The 18648-nt window shown below is 73.2% G+C and carries 14 protein-coding genes; 8 read left to right on the forward strand and 6 right to left on the reverse strand.

Annotated elements, in window-relative coordinates; translation table 11 throughout:
• Positions 1 to 10 precede the first annotated feature (10 nt).
• Positions 11 to 3382 (forward strand): error-prone DNA polymerase, encoded by a 3372-nt coding sequence (locus PKE99_RS12775; RefSeq protein WP_037046320.1) that lies wholly within the window; start codon positions 11 to 13, stop codon positions 3380 to 3382.
• Positions 3383 to 3432: 50 nt separating this feature from the next.
• Here PKE99_RS12775 and PKE99_RS12780 read toward each other — a convergent pair whose 3' ends face one another.
• On the reverse strand, positions 3433 to 4089 hold the full coding sequence (locus PKE99_RS12780) for a GPR1/FUN34/YaaH family transporter (protein ID WP_037046323.1): 657 nt from the start codon (positions 4087 to 4089) through the stop codon (positions 3433 to 3435).
• Between the two features lie 386 nt (positions 4090 to 4475).
• A complete protein-coding gene (locus tag PKE99_RS12785) occupies positions 4476 to 5120 on the reverse strand; it encodes a GPR1/FUN34/YaaH family transporter (RefSeq protein WP_037046325.1) in 645 nt (214 codons plus the stop codon).
• A 239-nt stretch (positions 5121 to 5359) separates the two neighbouring features.
• Here PKE99_RS12785 and PKE99_RS12790 point away from each other — a divergent pair, with 239 nt between their 5' ends.
• A complete protein-coding gene (locus PKE99_RS12790) occupies positions 5360 to 5947 on the forward strand; it encodes a DUF3017 domain-containing protein (protein ID WP_231498223.1) in 588 nt (195 codons plus the stop codon).
• Between the two features lie 9 nt (positions 5948 to 5956).
• Positions 5957 to 7273, forward strand: a complete 1317-nt coding sequence (locus PKE99_RS12795; protein WP_037046327.1) for a DUF2252 domain-containing protein — start codon at positions 5957 to 5959, stop codon at positions 7271 to 7273.
• 60 nt (positions 7274 to 7333) lie between these two features.
• On the opposite strand, the gene PKE99_RS12800 is transcribed toward PKE99_RS12795, so the two are convergent.
• A complete protein-coding gene (locus tag PKE99_RS12800) occupies positions 7334 to 9547 on the reverse strand; it encodes an NADP-dependent isocitrate dehydrogenase (protein ID WP_037046330.1) in 2214 nt (737 codons plus the stop codon).
• Positions 9548 to 9751: 204 nt separating this feature from the next.
• Between PKE99_RS12800 and PKE99_RS12805 the strand changes: the two genes are divergently transcribed.
• The 3 genes from PKE99_RS12805 (at position 9752) to PKE99_RS12815 (ending at position 11719) form a co-directional block, all read left to right on the forward strand.
• Positions 9752 to 10096 carry a hypothetical protein gene (locus PKE99_RS12805; RefSeq protein ID WP_037046347.1) on the forward strand — a complete coding sequence of 115 codons (345 nt, stop codon included), beginning with the start codon at positions 9752 to 9754 and terminating at the stop codon, positions 10094 to 10096.
• Between the two features lie 61 nt (positions 10097 to 10157).
• Positions 10158 to 10940 carry an exodeoxyribonuclease III gene (locus PKE99_RS12810; protein WP_425566516.1) on the forward strand — a complete coding sequence of 261 codons (783 nt, stop codon included), beginning with the start codon at positions 10158 to 10160 and terminating at the stop codon, positions 10938 to 10940.
• Positions 10937 to 11719, forward strand: coding sequence for a protein kinase domain-containing protein (locus PKE99_RS12815; RefSeq protein WP_051737504.1), 783 nt, complete (start codon positions 10937 to 10939; stop codon positions 11717 to 11719). The genes PKE99_RS12810 and PKE99_RS12815 overlap by 4 nt, the downstream gene beginning before the upstream one ends.
• Positions 11720 to 11916: 197 nt before the next feature.
• On the opposite strand, the gene PKE99_RS12820 is transcribed toward PKE99_RS12815, so the two are convergent.
• Positions 11917 to 12405, reverse strand: coding sequence for a YbaK/EbsC family protein (locus PKE99_RS12820; RefSeq protein ID WP_037046352.1), 489 nt, complete (start codon positions 12403 to 12405; stop codon positions 11917 to 11919).
• A 133-nt stretch (positions 12406 to 12538) separates the two neighbouring features.
• Positions 12539 to 13366: a CE1 family esterase gene (locus PKE99_RS12825; protein WP_051737505.1), complete on the reverse strand. Its 828-nt coding sequence runs from the start codon at positions 13364 to 13366 to the stop codon at positions 12539 to 12541.
• 101 nt (positions 13367 to 13467) lie between these two features.
• On the opposite strand from PKE99_RS12825, the gene PKE99_RS12830 reads away from it, so the two are divergent.
• Both PKE99_RS12830 and PKE99_RS12835 read left to right on the forward strand, forming a co-directional pair.
• Positions 13468 to 16092: a bifunctional FO biosynthesis protein CofGH gene (locus PKE99_RS12830; RefSeq protein ID WP_037046641.1), complete on the forward strand. Its 2625-nt coding sequence runs from the start codon at positions 13468 to 13470 to the stop codon at positions 16090 to 16092.
• Between the two features lie 10 nt (positions 16093 to 16102).
• A complete protein-coding gene (locus PKE99_RS12835; protein ID WP_037046355.1) occupies positions 16103 to 16306 on the forward strand; it encodes a hypothetical protein in 204 nt (67 codons plus the stop codon).
• On the opposite strand, the gene PKE99_RS12840 is transcribed toward PKE99_RS12835, so the two are convergent.
• Entirely contained in the window at positions 16303 to 17598 is a 1296-nt protein-coding gene (locus tag PKE99_RS12840; protein ID WP_231498231.1) for a sensor domain-containing diguanylate cyclase, read from the reverse strand. The genes PKE99_RS12835 and PKE99_RS12840 overlap by 4 nt on opposite strands.
• Positions 17599 to 18648 lie beyond the last annotated feature (1050 nt).

An 18648-nucleotide genomic window follows, 5' to 3' on the forward strand; every position in this document is an offset into this window, starting at 1 on the left:
GCTCCGGGGCATGGGATGGAGCAACCCGGACGTCACCTGGCGGGAGCTGGAGGCCGCGCTGTCGGGCCGCGTCGGCTCGAGCCTGCGCGGCGGCCCGGAGGCCGACGGCGGCGACTCGCCGGCGTGGTCGCGCAAGCGTGAGCCGTACGAACCGCCGCCCGCGCACGCGGGTCCGGTGGAGGAGACCGTCCCGTACGCGGAGCTGCACTGCCACTCCAACTTCAGCTTCCTCGACGGGGCGAGCCATCCCGAAGAGCTGGTCGAGCGGGCCCACGAGCTCGGCCTCGAGGCGATCGCGCTCACCGACCACGACGGGATGTACGGCGTGGTCCGCTTCGCCGAGGCCGCGCGCGAGCTGGGCGTGCGCACGGTCTTCGGCGCCGAGCTGAGCCTCGGGCTGCCCGCTCCGCAGAACGGTGTGCCGGACCCGGAGGGCAGCCACCTGCTGCTGCTCGCGCGCGGCCCGGAGGGCTACGGGGCGCTGTGCCGCACGATCAGCGCCGCGCAGCTGCGCGGGGCGGAGAAGGGCCGCCCGGTGTACGACCCGGTGGAGGTCGTCGAGGACACCCGCGGCCGGGTCGTCGCGCTCACCGGGTGCCGCAAGGGCACGGTCCAGCAGGCGCTGCGGGCGGGTGGGCCCGCAGCGGCCGCGGAGGCGCTGCGCGGGCTGGTCGAGCGGTTCGGCCGGGAGAACGTGGCCGTCGAGCTCACCCACCAGGGCCTGCCCACCGACACCGAGCGCAACGACCTGCTGGCCGGGCTGGCGGCCGAGGCCGGCGTCCCGACCGTGGCCACCACCGGGGCGCACTACGCCACGGCCGACCGGTTCCCGCTGGCGTCGGCGTTGGCGGCGGTCCGCGCCCGGCGCAGCCTCGACGAGGCGGACCCCTGGCTGCCCGCCGCCGGCGGGGCGCACCTGCGCGGCGGCGCGGCCATGGCGGCCCGGTTCGAGCGGCGGTACCCGGGCGCGGTGGGCCGGGCGGCGGAGCTGGGCCGGGAGCTGGCCTTCGAGCTGCAGCTGGTGGCACCGGACCTGCCGCCCTTCGACGTGCCGCCGGGGGAGACGGAGGCGACCTGGCTGCGCGCGCTGACCTGGCAGGGCGTCGCGAAGCGGTACGGCAGCCGCGCGGAGAACCGGTTCGCCGCGGACATGGTGGCGCACGAGCTGGCGATCATCGAGGCCAAGAACTTCCCGGGCTACTTCCTGATCGTGGCCGACATCGTGGCCTTCTGCCGGCGGGCCGGGATCCTCTGCCAGGGCCGGGGCTCGGCCGCGAACTCCGCGGTCTGCTACGCGCTGGGCATCACCAACGTCGACGCGGTGCGCCACGGCCTGCTCTTCGAGCGGTTCCTCTCCCCGGACCGGGACGGCTACCCGGACATCGACCTCGACATCGAGTCGGGCCGGCGCGAGGAGGTGATCCAGTACGTCTACCAGCGGTACGCGCGCACGCACGCGGCCCAGGTGGCCAACGTGATCACCTACCGGCCGCGGTCGGCGGTGCGGGACATGGCGAAGGCGCTGGGCTTCTCGCCCGGCCAGCAGGACGCGTGGAGCAAGCGGATCGAGCGCTGGACGGGGCTGGACACCGAGACCGTCCCGGAGGACCTGCCCGTGCCGGTGCTGGCCCTGGCCGACCAGCTGCTCGGCTTCCCGCGGCACCTCGGGATCCACTCCGGCGGCATGGTGATCTGTGACCGGCCGGTGTCCGAGGTCGTGCCGGTGGAGTGGGCGCGGATGGAGGACCGGACCGTCGTCCAGTGGGACAAGGACGACTGCGCGGCCGCCGGGCTGGTCAAGTTCGACCTGCTCGGGCTGGGGATGCTCACCGCGCTGCACCTGATGATGGACCTGGTCGAGGAGCACGAGGGGTACGAGGTCGAGCTGCACGAGCTCGGGGAGAGCGACCCGGCGGTGTACGAGATGCTGCAGCGGGCCGACTCGGTGGGCGTGTTCCAGGTCGAGTCCCGGGCGCAGATGGCCACACTGCCCCGGCTCAAGCCGCGCGAGTTCTACGACCTGGTCGTCGAGGTGGCGCTGATCCGGCCCGGGCCGATCCAGGGCGGCTCGGTGCACCCGTACATCCGGCGGCGCAACGGGCTCGAGGAGTGGGAGTACGACCACCCGCTGCTGGCGGGCGCGCTGGAGAAGACCCTCGGCGTGCCGCTGTTCCAGGAGCAGCTCATGCAGATCGCGGTCGACGTGGCGGGCTTCTCCGCCGCCGACGCGGACGAGCTGCGCCGCGCCATGGGGTCCAAGCGCTCCACGGAGAAGATGGAGCGGCTGCGGGAGCGGTTCTTCGCGGGGATGGCGACCCGGGGGATCCCGGACGACGTCGCGGAGACGATCTTCCGGAAGATGCTGGCCTTCTCCAACTTCGGTTTCCCGGAGAGCCACTCGATCAGCTTCGCGTCGCTGGTCTACTACAGTTCCTGGTTCAAGCTCTACCACCCGGCGGCCTTCTGTGCGGCGCTGCTGAACTCCCAGCCGATGGGCTTCTACTCCCCGCAGTCACTGGTCGCCGACGCCCGGCGGCACGGGGTCCGGGTCCGCGGGCCGGACGTCAACGTCGGCGGCGCCGCCGCGATCCTCGAGCCGGACGAGGAGAGCGCCGGGGGGCGGGCGATCCGCACCGGGCTGCGCGAGATCCGCACGGTCGGCACCGAGCTCGCCGAGGAGATCGAGGCCGAACGGGAGCGCGGGGGCCCGTACCGGGACCTCGCCGACCTGGCCCGCCGGGTGCGGCTCACCGGGCCGCAGGCGGAGGCGCTGGCCACCGCGGGGGCGTTCGGCTGCTTCGGGATCGAGCGGCGGGCCGCGCTGTGGGCGGCCGGTGTGGTCGCGGCGGTGCGGCCGGAGCACCTGCCGGGCAGCGCGGTCGGGCTGGCGGCGCCCGCGCTGCCGGGGATGACGGAGGTGGAGGAGACCGTGGCGGACGTCTGGGCCACGGGGGTCTCGCCGGACAGCCATCCGCTGCAGCACCTGCGCACGGAGCTCGAGGGGCTGGGCGCGGTCCGGATCGACCGGCTGGACGAGGTGGCGCGGAGGGCGGGCGCCGGGGAACGGGCGGACCTGGGCGATCCGTTCGACCCGGACAACCCCCCGCCGCGGGTGCTGGTCGGCGGCCTGGTCACGCACCGGCAGCGGCCGGCGACGGCCCGCGGGGTCACGTTCGTGAACCTGGAGGACGAGAGCGGGATGCTCAACGTCACCTGCTCGGAGGGGCTGTGGGCGCGCTACCGCACGGTCGCGCTGGGCAGCGCGGCGTTGCTGGTCCGCGGCCGGCTGGAGCGGAGCCCCGAGGGCGTGCTCAACCTGGTCGCGGACCGGTTGCAGCGGTTGCCGCTGAAGGTGGCGGTGAAGTCGCGGGACTTCCGGTGAGCGGCCCCACCGGAAGCCCCACGAGGTCTCGGAGTCGGCGGTGCAGCGGGTCAGCGCACCAGCGGCGCGCCCATCGGCCGGGCGCGTCCGCCCAGCTCCTGCGTCATGCCGTCGACGAAGATGTACACGGCGGTGAGGCAGAACAGCGCCGCGGTGATCCCGGCGATGGTGAGCAGGCCGGTCGAGCCGTTCAGCGTGGCCGTGAGCACCAGCGCCACCGTGATCGTGACCAGCGCGAACAGGGTGGTGAAAGCCAGCGGCAGACGCAGCGTGGCCAGGGTGAGCACCGCGAACACCGCGAGCCAGGCGATGAGGAAGGTCCCCTGCGCGGCGGCGGCGTTCTCCGCCGGGATCTTCAGCCAGTCGTTGACCAGCGAGAGCACGAGGTAGCCGTAGCTCAGCCAGAAGGTCGCGAACACCGTGAAGATCGCGCCGACCGCGCCCTGCCCGATCCGGATCGCCCACACGCCGGCGACCAGGAGGCCCAGGACGGAGACCAGGAGCGTCATCGGGACGAGGGTGCCCACGGCGGCCGCGGGCAGGTACCCGAACAGGTACAGCGTCAGGCCGATCCCGCCGACGAGGAAGGCGGGAAGCCCGAGCAGGGCGGGGTTGCCGGTCGGTGCGGGCGGGGCGGCGGGCGCCGCGGGGCCGGCGGCGCCCGCCGGGTCGAGGGCGGGTTCGGACAGTCCGTGCTCAGTGCTCATGTCACGCTCCAGACTGGTGGGCATCCGGGAGCGGAGCGTCCAGGGCGCGGGCGAGGAGTGTGCTCCGTCACACACATTCACGTCCACATCGGTCCAGTGTGGTTTCTCAATCTGACACAGCAGGCCTCTGACCTGGGGGGAGTCGCGCGAACAGGCGAGTATGGACACGGCGCGGACACGGCCGGGACACGGTCCGGACACGGGCGGCGCGGGATCACTACTCAAAGGACGCGCGAGACGGCGTCGCGGGAACGGAGATCGCGGGGTCGATCCAGCGGTTGTGCATGCGCCGAGGAGACGGGGCGGGAACGAGCGGGGCCCGGACGCCTCGGGGCGAGACGTCCGGGCCCGGTCGCGCGACGGTGCGGCGAGGCGCAGCGCCTGCGTCACTTCACCAGCGCGTTGCCCATCGGCATCGGACGACCGCCCAGGTCCTGGGTGAAGCCGTCGAACAGGATGTAGGCGAAGATCGCGCAGAAGACCAGGGTGGTGATCCCGGCGATCGGGAAGAGACCGGTGTTGCCGGTGCTCACGCCCAGGAACGCGAGCACGAAGGTGATGTCCACGAACACGAAGCCCGCGGTGAAGGCCAGCGGCAGGCGCAGCGTCGCCAACGTGAGCAGGAGGAACACCAGGGTGAAGGACAGCAGGTAGGTCCGCTGCACGCTCGCCACGGAGGCGGCGTCGGTCACGCCCCACCAGCCGCTGGTGAGCCCGGTGAGCAGCAGCCCGAAGCTGAGCCAGAAGGCGGAGAACACGCCGAAGATCGCGGACACCGCGTTGGCGGCCACCCGGGCCGCCCACACCGAGGCGATCAGCAGGAAGAGCCCGGCGGAGAGCGAGACGATCGGGATCATGCCGCCCGGCAGGGTGGCGGTGTCCAGGTACCCGAGGAACCAGAGGCCCAGGGTGACCCCGGAGGGCAGGAAGGTGATCAGGCCCAGCAGGGCCGGGTTGGGCGCCGGGGCGGCGGCCGCCTGCGGCTCGGCAGCGGCATGCGCCCCCGCCTGCACGTCGCTTTCCACGCTCATGAAGTGCTCCTCGTCGAGTGGGCCGGCAGGGGAGTCCGTGGACGCCGGCGGTGCGATTGTGCGCGGGGTCACAGCGGCGGCGGACCCTCCGAAAGAACGGATCACGACCTCGACTTTCGCGACGCAACGCGGGGACGAGCAGGTCAGCTGACCGTCGGGGCGGGTCACGAAGGGGTGACGCGGGTTGCGCACCGGCCGGGTTGGACCCGGCGTGGGCGGCCTCTGGGAGGATGGCGGACGTGAGCGGCGGCGACCATCTGCGGGGTGACCTGCCGAGCGGTGACGAGCCGACCGCCCCGCTCCGCCGGCCGGGAACCGGCCCGTCGCAACCCGGCCCCACGCACCCCGGTCCGCACCCCGCATCACAGCAGCCCGGCCCGCCGCACCCCGCCCCGCAGCCCGGCTCGCCGCACCCCGGTCCACAGCCCGCCCCACCGCAGCCCGGCCCCCCGCGCGTCGGTCCGCTCCCGCCGCCCATCCCGCCGCCGGGCCCGCCGGAACCGAGCTCGCCGGCCCCGCCGCCGGCCGTCCACGAACGCGGCGGTGTCCGCGGCTGGCTCGAGGTCCACGGCGCGCTGCTGCTGGTGCTGCTGATCGCGCTGGGCGGCATGGTCCAGGTGCTCACCGAGCACTGGCGCCAGGGCTCCGCGCTCCTCGGCGGGTCCCTGCTGGTCGCGGCGCTGCTGCGCGGCGTGCTCCCGCCCGCGCGCGCCGGGCTGCTGGCGATCCGCGGCCGGGTGGTCGACGTCGTCTGCTACACGGTGTTCGGCATCGCCGTGCTCCTGCTCGCGCTCACGATCACCCGCGGATCGCTCACCGTGGGCTAGGTTCCCGCCATGTCACCTCGGGAGACGGACCGGAGCGAGCGGATCGTCGACACGCTCGTCGACGCGTTCTCCGACCTCATGGCGGCCGACCCGGCGGCCTTCCGCACCAAGTTCCGCAAGATGGCGGCGGACCCGTTCGCCTTCTACCGCGGGAGCGCCTGCCTGTTCTACGCCGACGTCGCCGAGCGCGAGGACCCGTGGGCGGACGAGCGGACCGGCCGGATCTGGATCCAGGGCGACCTGCACGCCGAGAACTTCGGCACCTACATGGACGGCGACGGCCGGCTGATCTTCGACGTCAACGACTTCGACGAGGCGTACATCGGCCACTTCACCTGGGACGTCACCCGCTTTGCCGCCAGTCTCGCGCTGCTGTGCTGGCGCAAGGCGATCCCCGACGACGACATCACCGAACTGGTCGGCCGCTACGCCCGGGCCTACCTCGACCAGGTCCGCGCGTTCACCGACGTCGACGACGACCGCAGCTTCTCCCTGCGTCTCGACACCTGCGACGGGCCCGTGCAGGAGGCGCTGCTGCGGGCGAAGCTCAGCACCCGCGTGGCCCTGCTCGACTCGATCACCGAGACCGAGGGCTTCGACCGGATCCTGCGGGACGGTCCCGGGGTCCGCCGGCTCGACGACGGTGAGCGCGAGCGGGTGTGCGAGGCGTTCGAGCGCTACCTCGACACCATTCCCGAGTCGAAGCGGGACTCCGGCGTCACCTACGCGATCAAGGACGTCGCCGGGAAGTCCGGCTTCGGGATCGGGTCCGCGGGCCTGCCCGCGTACACGGTGCTGGTCGAGGGCTACAACCAGGCGTTGGACAACGACGTCGTGCTGACGATGAAGCAGGGCAACGTGGCGGCGCCGTCGCGTGTGGTGCCGGAGTCGGAGGTCGCCGCGGTCTTCCACCACCACGGGCACCGCACCGTGCTGTCGCAGCGTGCCCTGCAGGCCCACGCCGACCGGCACCTCGGGTGGACCGACCTCGACGACGTGGGTTTCGTCGTCAGCGAGATCTCGCCGTACGAGTCCGACCTGGACTGGTCGGAGCTCACCGAGCCCGACGAGATCGGCCCGGTCGTGGAGTACCTCGGCCGGGCGACCGCCAAGGTGCACTGCGTCGCGGACTCCGACGCCGACGACTCGATCGTCGACTTCCAGACGGAGGAGGCGATCACGGACGTGGTCGGAGGCCGGGAGGACGAGTTCGTCGGCTGGGTCACCGACTTCGCCCACTCCTACGCCGCACAGGTCCGCGAGGACCACGCGCGCTTCGTCGACGCCTTCCGCGACGGGCGTATCCCCGGCGTCACCAGCACCTGAATACACGAACGGCACTTTCGTGCGGACCTACCGCACGAAAGTGCCGTTCGTGCAAAGAACTCAGAAGCTCGCGAGCGCCTCGTTCAGGGTCCTGCTCGGCTTCATGACGGAGTCCGTCTTGGCCTTGTCGACGTAGTAGTAGCCGCCCAGGTCGACCGGCTCACCCTGCACGCCGTTGAGCTCGCCGACGATGGTCTCCTCGGCCGCGGCCAGCTTCTCGGCCAGCGGCGCGAAGATCGCGGCGAGGTCGGCGTCCTCGGTCTGCCGCGCCAGCTCCTGCGCCCAGTACAGCGCGACGTAGAAGTGCGAGCCGCGGTTGTCCAGCTCGCCCACCTTGCGCGACGGCGACTTGCCGGTCTCGAGCAGCGTGCCGGTGGCCGCGTCGAGCGTCTTGCCGAGAACGCGGGCCCGGGCGTTGTCCGTGGCGTCGGCCAGGAACTCGAGCGAGACGGCCAGGGCGAGGAACTCGCCGAGGGAGTCCCACCGCAGGTGGTTCTCCTTGACCAGCTGCTGCACGTGCTTCGGGGCGGAGCCGCCGGCACCGGTCTCGAACAGGCCGCCGCCGTTCATCAGCGGGACGATCGAGAGCATCTTCGCGCTGGTCCCGAGCTCGAGGATCGGGAAGAGGTCGGTGAGGTAGTCGCGCAGCACGTTGCCGGTGACCGAGATCGTGTCCTCGCCCGCCTTGGCGCGCTTGAGGGTGTAGCGGGTGGCCTCGGCGACCGGGAGGATCTCGATCGTCAGGCCGTCGGTGTCCAGCTCGGCGAGCTGCGACTTCACCTTCTTGATCAGCTCGGCGTCGTGCGCGCGGGTCTCGTCCAGCCAGAACACGGCCGGCCAGCCGGTGGCGCGGGCCCGCGAGACGGCCAGCTCGACCCAGTTGCGGATCGGGGCGTCCTTGGTCTGGCAGGCGCGCCAGATGTCGCCGGCCTCGACCTCGTGCTCGAGCAGGACGGAGCCGTCGGCGTCGAGGACGCGGACGGTGCCTGCCGCCTGGATCTCGAAGGTCTTGTCGTGCGAGCCGTACTCCTCGGCCTTCTGCGCCATCAGGCCCACGTTCGGGGTGGTGCCCATGGTCGTCGGGTCGAAGGCGCCGTTCTCGCGGCAGAAGTCGACGGTCTCGGCGTAGAGCGGGGCGTAGGACGAGTCCGGGATGACGAACTTGGTGTCCTGCTGCGCGTCGTCGGCGTTCCACATCTGGCCCGACGAGCGGATCGCGGCCGGCATCGACGCGTCGATGATCACGTCCGACGGGACGTGCAGGTTGGTGATCCCGCGCGAGGAGTCGACCATCGCCAGGCGCGGCCCCGAGGTGTAGCCGGCGGAGATCGCGTCCTCGATCGCCTTCTTCTTCTCCGCGGGGAGCTTCTCCAGCGCGGTGAGGATGGAGGCGAGGCCGTCGTTGGGGTTCGCCCCGACCGAGGCGAGGTCCTCGCCGTACTGCGCGAAGACGTCCTTGAAGTAGGCCCGCACGGCGTGCCCGAACAGGATCGGGTCGGACACCTTCATCATCGTGGCCTTGAGGTGCACCGAGAACAGCACGCCCTTGTCGGCGGCGTCGGCGACCTGCTCGGCCAGGAAGGCGTTGAGCGCCGACGCGCGCATGACCGCGCCGTCGACGACCTCGCCCTCGAGGACCTTCAGGCCCTCCTTGAGAACGGTCGTGGTGCCGTCCGCCGCGGTGTGCTCGATCGACAGGGTGGTCCCGGCCGGGAGGGTCACGGACTTCTCGGAGTGCCGGAAGTCCCCGTCGGACATGGTCGAGACGTGCGACTTCGACTCCTGCGACCAGGCGCCCATCGAGTGCGGGTGCTTCTTGGCGAAGCCCTTGACCGACGACGGGGCGCGGCGGTCCGAGTTGCCCTCGCGCAGGACCGGGTTGACCGCGGAGCCCTTGACGGCGTCGTAGGCGGCGCGGGCGACCTTCTCCTCGTCCGTCTGCGGGTTCTCCGGGTAGTCAGGCACCGCGTAGCCGGCGGCCTGCAGCTCCTTGATCGCCGCCTTCAGCTGCGGGATCGAGGCCGAGATGTTCGGCAGCTTGATGATGTTGGCCTCGGGCGTCTTGGCCAGCTCGCCGAGCTCGGCCAGCGCGTCGGGCACCCGCTGGGCGTCGGTCAGCCGGTCCGGGAACTGCGCGAGGATGCGGCCGGCCAGGGAGATGTCGCGGGTCTCGACGTCGATCCCGGCCTTGCCGGCGTAGGCCTCGATGACCGGCAGGAAGGAGTGCGTGGCCAGGGCCGGCGCCTCGTCCGTATAGGTGTAGATGACCTTCATCGCTGCTTCGCGCCTCGCAAACGTGTCGCCTGGTGGGCTCCGTACGACAGGAGCACGCCGCTCCCCGCCCGACACGCTATCCCGTACGCCTGTCCTGGTGCGTGCCGAGGTCGGTGCCGGATGCCCGCGACGGTGCACGTCACACCCCCGGGAGGGCGGTCCGCTCCGCTACGGTGAGCCCGAGGGTCGTCACGGGGAGGGGTCATGGCGCTGGGGCCGAAGATCAAGGTGCCCAAGCTGGAGGCGTCGTCCTTCAAGGGCTGGGCGTTCGTGCTGATCGCCGGCACCCTGCTCGCGGTGATCGCGCTCGTGTTCCGCGGCACCGGCACCACCGGCGAGACCGGCTGCGTGATGGAGGTGCAGGGCAGCGCGCCGCTCGACGTCTACCGCAGCGCCAGCACCCAGTTCGAGCCCGTCGACACCCTGCGCGCCGGCCAGCTGGTCGACGCCGAACGCGGCGTCATCGAGAACGGCTTCCGCAAGCTCGTCGGCGACAACCGGTGGGCCGTCAACGAGCGGCTGGCCGCGACCGCGGGGAGCACGTGCTGACATCCGTCACGCATGACCGGGCGCGCTGCGGGAAGCTCTAGGCGTGCCGACCGTCAGCTCCGTGAACGTCAACGGTGTGCGGGCCGCGTCGACCAAGGGCTTCCTGGACTGGCTCGCCGGGACCGAGGCGGACGTCGTGTGCCTGCAGGAGACGCGCGCGCTGCCCGTCGACCTGCCTGCCGGGTTCCTCGCCGCAACCGCCGGGTGGCACCTGACCCTCGAGCCCGCCGCCGCCAAGGGTCGTAACGGCGTGGCGGTGCTGAGCCGGGAGGCGCCCGACGCGGTGCGGACCGGGATCGGTGCGGCCGAGTTCGCCGGCTCCGGCCGGTACGTCGAGGTCGACCTGCCCGGGCTGACCGTCGCCTCGCTCTACCTGCCCAAGGGCAGCGCCGGCACCCCGAAGCAGGAGGAGAAGGACCGCTTCCTCGCCGCGCTCGCCGCGCACCTCGCCGAACGCCGGGAGAAGGCGCTGGCGGACGGCCGGGAGATGGTCGTCGCCGGGGACTTCAACATCGCGCCCGCCGAGGCCGACATCCGCAACTGGAAGGGCAACCTCGCGCACTCCGGGTTCCTCCCGCACGAGCGCGAGTGGATCGCGACGTTGTGCGCGAGCGGCTGGACGGACGTGGTGCGCGCCGTGCACCCGGGCGTCGACGGCCCCTACACCTGGTGGTCCTACCGCGGCCGCGCCTTCGACAACGACGCCGGCTGGCGCATCGACCACGTCCTCGCCACCGCCGGACTCGCCGGCCGGGCCGAGCACGCCGTCGTCGAGCGGGCCCCGAGCTACGACACGCGCTGGTCGGACCACGCCCCGGTGACCGTGAGGTTCGGGCCGCCGTGATCCCGAGCAGGATGATCGGGGGGCGCTACGTCGTCCTCGACGGGTTGGGCGCGGGGCTGCTCGGCCCGGTCTGGCGCGCCGAGGACCGGCTGACCGGGCGCTACCTCGCCGTGCAGGAGCTGCACGTCCCCGACATGACCCCCGCCGAGCACGCGCGGTTCCGTGAGCACCTGCTCCGCGAGGCCCGGCGGATCGGGGCGCTCGCCGACCCGGGGCTGCTCGCGGTGCACGACGTCCTGTCCGACTGCGGGATCGACCACGTGGTCACCGAGCTCGCCGTCGGGACGCGGCTGAGCGACCACGTCGCCTCCGGTGGTCCGCTCGCCGCCCACGACGCGCTCGACATGGCCCGGGGGCTGCTGCGCACGCTGCGCGCCGCGCACCACCGGCAGCTCGTGCACGGCGCGGTCCGGCCCGGCGCGGTCGTGCTGGGCGACGACGGCCGCATTGCGCTCGCCGACGTCGGGCTCGCGCTGCCGGCCGAGGAGGCCGGGGTGCCGATCCGCGACCAGCTCGGTCCGCACGGCGTCGTCGCGCCGGAGCGGGCGGCGGGCGGTCCCGCGACGGCCGCGGCGGACATGTGGGGGCTCGGCGCGACCCTGGCCTTCGCCGGGGCGACCGAGGAGCCGCTGTCCTCGCTGGTCGCGGCGCTGCGCACGGAGGACCCGGCGTCGAGGCCCACCGCCGACGAGGCGTTGGCCATGCTCGGCCGCAACGGCTCCACCCCCGGCACCTCCGGGCGTTCGTGGTGGAAGATCTGGGAACGCCTCCGCCCCTAGACCCGGCACGTCCCCGCGAGCCGGCAGGTCCAGCCCGCGAGTCGCGCTCTGGGCTCCCGCGAGTCGGGAGTTCTGGCACCGCGAGTCGGGAGTTCTGGCACCGCGAGTCGGGAGTTCTGGCACCGCGAGTCGGGAGTTCTGGCACCGCGAGTCGGGAGATCCGGCGCCGCGAGTCGGGAGCTACGAAGGAGCCCCGCTCAGGCGACGTCGGCGGGTGTCCCGTCCGTGATCGCGACGAGCTCGGCGAAGGTGGTCGGGAAGACCGCATGGGCGATGCCGCCCGCGGCCCACACCTCCTCGTAGGCCTCGAGCGCGCGGTCCACCAGGGTGCGCAGCGGTGCCGGATGCCCGACGGGTGCGATCCCGCCGATGGCCTGGCCGGTAGCCGTCGCGACGAAGTCCGGCTTCGCGCGGCGTACCACCGCTGCGCCGACCAGTCCTGCAACCTTCGCGGTGTCGACCCGGTGCGCGCCGGAGGTGAGGACGAGGAGCGGGTCGCCATCGGCGTCGAACACCAGCGAGTTCGCAATCGCGCCGACCTCGACGCCGAGCGCCTCCGCGGCCGCAGCGGCCGTGGTGACCACGTCGGGAAGCACCTGCATGCGCTCGACGTGCTCCTCCGCGGCGCCGCCCTCACGCAGCGCCGCGATCACCTTCTGCACCTTGGGGTGATCCTGCGCGGGCATGGCCGCATTCCAGCACGGCCCGCGCCCATGGCGGCACTCGGATTCGGAACTCCCGGCTCGCGGTGCCGGATCTCCCGACTCGCGGTGCTGGATCTCCCGACTCGCGGTGCTGGATCTGCCGACTCGCGCAGTCTCACGGGGCTGAGAGTTGGGCCCACACCCACCCGGTGGCGTCGGCGGGGTCGGTGCTGGTGCCCGGGCCGGAGGTGGGGGTGGCCCAGGTGTGGTCCCGGCCGGCGAGGACGTCCCGCGCCACGGTCCGCCCACCCGCACACGACCAGCGCGTCACGGTCGCGGACCCGGTCACGGCCGTCGCCGGGTCCGCGCAGGAGGCGGCGGCGAGGAACGGGGCCAGCGTGGCGTCGAGCGAGGCCCGCCCCGGCCGCCCGCCGATCGGCACCCGCGGGTCCGCCGTCCCGGCCACCGCGGCGACCCGCACCGGCGCGGGCTCCGCGCACGGCACCGTCAGGGCCCCGGCGACGGGTCCGATCCCGGCGAGGTCGCCCGGCCGGGCGCAGGCCCAGGCGTAGCTGAGCATGGCGCCGTTGGAGAACCCCACGGCGTACACCCGCCGCGGGTCGGTCCGCTCCCGTTCGGTGAGCGCGGCGGCGAGTTCGTGCAGGTAGCCGACGTCGTCGACGCCCCGGGCGGCCGAGCTCCCGCAGCACGTGCCCGCGTTCCACGTCCAGTCGAGGCCCTCCGGGTACGCGACGACCACGCCCTCCCGCTCCGCCAGCTCGTCCCACCCGGTCAGGGAGCGCATGCCCTCGGCGGTACCGGTCGCGCCGTGCAGCACGAGCACGAGCGGCGCCCCGGGCCCGGCGGACGCGGGATGGTGGACGAGCGTGGTGCGGTCGCCCTGCGGTGTGGCGAGGGTGACGGTGCCGTCGGCCGCCGGGACGTCCGCACACGCCGCCACCAGCACGGCGAGCAGCACGAGGACGCCGGCACGGAGGCGCACGCGCCGAGGATAGGTCCCCGCGGTATTCCCGGCCGGTCCTGTGATGATCCCGCAGGTCGACCGGGGCGGCGGGCCGGACATAGTGTGGGCGGATGGCCGAGATGCTCCCCGAGCCCGTGCCCGCCGACGCGCCGGAGAACCCCGCCGTCCCCGCCCGCCCCGCCGAACCCGCCCCGTCGGAGTCCGCCGTGCGCCGCGCCCTCCGCCGGGCGCGCGACGGCGCCGTGCTCGACGTGACCGAGGCGGCGGTCCTCCTGGCCGCGCAGGGCGAGCAGCTCGACGCGTTGCTCGCCGCCGCGTCGACCGTGCGGGACGCCGGGCTGGTCGACGCCGGCCGCCCCGGCGTGGTCACGTACTCGCGGAAGGTCTTCATCCCACTGACCCGCCTGTGCCGGGACCGGTGCCACTACTGCACCTTCGCGACGGTCCCGCACCGCGTCCCCGCGGCGTTCCTCGAGCGCGACGAGGTGCTGGAGATCGCGCGGGCCGGCGCGGCGCAGGGCTGCAAGGAGGCCTTGTTCACGCTCGGGGACCGGCCCGAGGACCGCTGGCCGGCGGCGCGCGAGTGGCTGGACGAGCGCGGCTACGACTCGACGCTGGACTACGTCCGGGCCTGTGCGATCGCGGTGCTGGAGGAGACCGGCCTGCTGCCGCACCTCAACCCCGGCGTGCTGTCGTGGGAGGAGCTCACGCGGCTCAAGCCGGTCGCCCCGTCCATGGGCATGATGCTGGAGACGACCGCGACCCGGCTCTGGTCGGAGAAGGGCGGCCCGCACTACGGCAGCCCGGACAAGGAGCCGGCCGTCCGGCTGCGGGCGCTGACCGACGCCGGACGCGTGGGCGTGCCGTTCACGACCGGCATCCTGATCGGCATCGGGGAGACCCGCGCCGAGCGCGCGGACTCGATCTTCGCGATCCGCTCGGCGGCGCGGGCGCACGGGCACGTCCAGGAAGTCATCGTGCAGAACTTCCGGGCCAAGCCCGACACGGCGATGGCAGGCGACCCCGACGCCGACCTCGAGGAGCTCGCGGCGACGATCGCGGTGACCCGGCTGGTGCTGGGCCCGAAGATGCGCGTGCAGGCCCCGCCGAACCTGGTCGGCGAGGAGTTCGCCCTGATGCTGCGGGCCGGGATCGACGACTGGGGCGGCGTCTCGCCCGTCACGCCGGACCACGTGAACCCCGAGCGGCCGTGGCCGGTCATCGAGGAGCTCGCGGCGCGCTCGGCCGAGTCGGGCTTCACGCTGCGGGAGCGGCTCACGGCCTACCCGAAGTACGTGCTGGCCGGCTCGCCGTGGATCGACACCCGGCTGCACGCGCACGTCGCGGCGCTTGCCGACCCGGAGACCGGGCTGGCGGACGAGCAGGCCGTCGTGGAGGGGCGGCCGTGGCAGGAGCCCGACGGCGGGTTCGAGTCGACCGGTCGCACCGACCTGCACAGCACCATCGACACGACCGGGCGCACGGGGGACCGGCGCGGGGACTTCGCGTCGGTGTACGGCGACTGGGACGAGCTGCGCGACGAGCTCGCCGCCCAGCGGTCACGGGCTCCCGAGCGGCTGACGGGCGATGTCCGCGCCGGGCTGGACCTGGCCGCGTCGAACCCGGCGGGGCTGCTCGACCCGGCCAATGAGGCGGCGGCCATGGCGGTGCTGACGGCCGAGGGTCCGGCGCTGGAGGAGCTGGCCCGGCTCGCCGACGACGTCCGGCGGCAGGTCAACGGCGACGAGGTCACCTACGTCGTCAACCGCAACATCAACTTCTCCAACGTCTGTTACGTCGGCTGCCGGTTCTGCGCCTTCGCCCAGCGCGAGCGCGACGCCGACGCCTACCGGCTCTCCCTGCCGGAGATCGCCTCGCGCGCGGTCGAGGCCGCCCGGGACGGCGCGACGGAGGTGTGCGTGCAGGGCGGGATCGACCCGCAGCTGCCGGTGACCTTCTACGCCGACCTGGCCCGCGCGGTGCGCGAGGCCGTGCCGGGGATGCACGTGCACGCCTTCTCGCCGATGGAGATCGTGTCCGCGGCGTCGAAGGCCGGGGTGTCGATCCGCGAGTGGCTCACCGAGCTGAAGGCCGCCGGACTCGGGTCCATCCCCGGGACCGCCGCCGAGATCCTCGACGACGAGGTCCGCTGGGTCCTCACCAAGGGCAAGCTGCCCGCGGCGCAGTGGATCGAGGTCGTGTCCGCGGCGCACGAGCTGGGGATCCCGTCCTCGTCGACGATGATGTACGGGCACGTCGACGAGCCGCGGCACTGGCTCGGGCACCTGCGCACGCTCGCCTCGATCCAGGACCGCACGGGTGGCTTCACCGAGTTCGTCCCGCTGCCGTTCGTGCACCACAACGCGCCGATCTACCTGGCGGGGATCGCCCGGCCCGGGCCCACCGAGCGGGACAACCGCGCGGTGCACGCCTTCGCGCGGCTGGCCCTGCACGGCCGGATCGACCACGTCCAGTGCTCCTGGGTGAAGCTCGGCGACGACCTCGCCGCCGACATCCTCCGCGGCGGGGCGGACGACATGGGCGGCACGCTCATGGAGGAGACGATCTCCCGCATGGCCGGCTCCGAGAACGGTTCCGAGCGCTCGGTGGAGGAGCTGACGGCGATCGCCGCGGCCGCCGGGCGTCCGGTGCGGCAGCGGAGCACGACCTACCGCGAGCCCGTCGCGAAGCTGACCCCGGCCGCCCACGCCGGGCCGACCCTGCTGCCCCTCACCCCGGCGTAGCCTGACGCGCATGGGTGTCCTCGGCGAGCTGTTCCCCGGTCCGAAGATCTCGGACGAGGCGGGCGAGTCCGGCAACGGCGAGACGTTCCGGCTGGGCCCCATCGACCTCGAGAACGGCGTGGTCCACGTCGTGCGGGCCGGTGGCGCCGAGGACGTGGGGACGGCGGTCGAGGGCGAGCCGGCGGACGCCCCCGCCGACGGGGACGGCGACTAGGAGGCCTCGGGCTCCGCGCGCGGGGCCTCGGCGGCCTCCGGCTCCCGGCCGCTCTGCGGCGCCTCTCCGTGTGGTGCGGCGCCGTGCTGCGAGTGGTCGGCGATCCGCACGGCGTTGCGGCCCGAGTCCTTGGCCCGGTAGAGCGCGCGGTCGGCGATGGCCATGGCCTGCTCGACGGTCGTGCTGGGCGCCCTGGGCACCATCGTGCCGCCCACCGAGATGCTGAGGTTGCGGATCGAGAGCGGCCCGTCCGGCGTGTCGACCGGCACGACCAGCGTGGTCACCCGCTGCCGGATCCGCTCCGCGACGGCGTGCAGCTCGGCGGCCGCGCGCTCCGCGGGCAGGCCGGGGAGCAGGACCACGAACTCCTCGCCGCCGAAGCGGCCCACCAGGTCGTCCCCCCGGACCTCGGCGCGCACGGCGTCGGCCACCGCGGCGAGCACGCGGTCGCCCGCGAGGTGCCCGTGGGTGTCGTTGACCTTCTTGAAGTGGTCCAGGTCGAGGACCAGCATCGCGAGACTCGTGCGCTCCCGCCGGGCCCGAACCATCGCCTCACCGGCGCGGGCGTTCCACGCCGTGGCGGTGAGCAGGCCGGTCTTGCCGTCCGTGGTCGCGGCGTCGGCCAGCTCGCGGAACATGACCGCCCGCTGCAGCACCAGGATCGGCACGAACGCGAACAGCACGAACCACCAGGACACGGTGAGCGTGAGCGCGAGCATGGCGCCGAGGCAGAGCGTGGCGACCTCGACCGCCACGTCGTCGAGGTGGCCGAACAGGTCCGCGGGCTTGGCGTCGGGGTTGCTCGTGGCCACGGCCAGGGCGATGAGCAGCGAGTTGACCGCGGCGTAGACGAGCGTGGCGCAGGCGAGCGCCGCCAGCCCCGCGAGGCCCGTGGACCAGGCCTCCGACCCGCCGGTCCGCTCGACGACCTCCCGCGCGGCGACCGCCGCGAGCAGCACCGTCGACGTGGTGAAGGTGTGCCGGAACAGCGGGAACCGCGCCGGTTTCCACACCCGGAACCACAGGTACGTGTAGATCACCGTGATCGTGGTCGTGGCCAGCGCGGCCGGCAGGAGCAGCGCCGCGGCGAACGTCCAGATCGTGGAGAGGTCGGTGTACGACTTCTCGCCGACCCGGCGGCGGGCGCGCTCGACGCCGGTGGCCACCTCGGTGTGCACGATGCCCGACGCGGCCAGCACGAGCGCGAGAACGGCCGAACCGGCTGTGGGCCGAAGGGCGGACCAGGACAGGGCGAGGAGCACCAACGCCAGAGTCTCCACCACGGCGAGCATCGCGATCACCCGAGTGGGCTGGGCCCACACGGCCCAACGGGTGATCCCGCACCTCCGTCGAGGTGACTGCGCCACGGGAGAGTCTCCTGTCCAGCCAAACTGGTGATGTCGGACCTGAGCGTAGTCAAACGATCACTCGATCCGGATGCCCCGAAACGGTACCGAATCGCGTGTCTCGACTACTCTGGGTAACACACGCTGTGGGCTCGTCGGGCCCGGGCCGGGCGGCGGCGCGCCGCGACCGGGCGTACCCGCCTTCGCCGGCGGTCGTTGCCCGCAGTGTCGGAGCGCACCGGCCGCCGCGGTCCGGGACCGCCGGTCACCGGTTGATCGCCGGAGCGGCCGCGGTCGTTACCGCCGGTCGGTGCGCGGGGAGGAGGGCGCCGTGCGCGACCGCGCAGGGTGGGACCCGAGACGACCCCGCGTGCCTGGTTCCCGATCGCACCCCGTGATGAACCGTTCCCTCCGTCCGTCCGTGACGCCGGGAGGGGTCCCGGGCACGATCCGACCTGGTGAGAGCCTCCGACGGGACGTACGGACCCGCAACCCGAGGAGTCGCGATGCGCAACCGCGCCTGGTGAGCAAGAGCACACGAAACGTGAGCAACCCTCTTCGACGACGAGCCCGAGGGAGGCCCGAGATGCGCAACCGCGCCTGGTGAGCGGCAGTTCCGACCGAGACCCGACGAGCGACGAGGAGACCTGACGTGCGTAACCGCGCCTGGTGAGACGAGCCGACCGAGACCCGACGACCACGAGGAGGCCCGAGATGCGTAACCGCGCCTGGTGAGACGGCAAGCCCGACAAGGCCCTGAGCAGCGAGAAGGAGGCCGGAGATGCGTAACCGCGCCTGGTGAGACGACCCGACCGAGACCCAACGACCACGAGGAGCCCGAGATGCGCAACCGCGCCTGGTGAGAGCGGCAGTCCGACCGAGATCCGACGAGCGACGGGGAGGCCCGAGATGCGTAACCGCGCCTGGTGAGACGGCAAGCCCGACAAGGCCCTGAGCAGCGAGAAGGAGGCCGGAGATGCGTAACCGCGCCTGGTG

Source organism: Pseudonocardia halophobica (assembly GCF_027922425.1).
Lineage (GTDB): Bacteria > Actinomycetota > Actinomycetes > Mycobacteriales > Pseudonocardiaceae > Pseudonocardia > Pseudonocardia halophobica.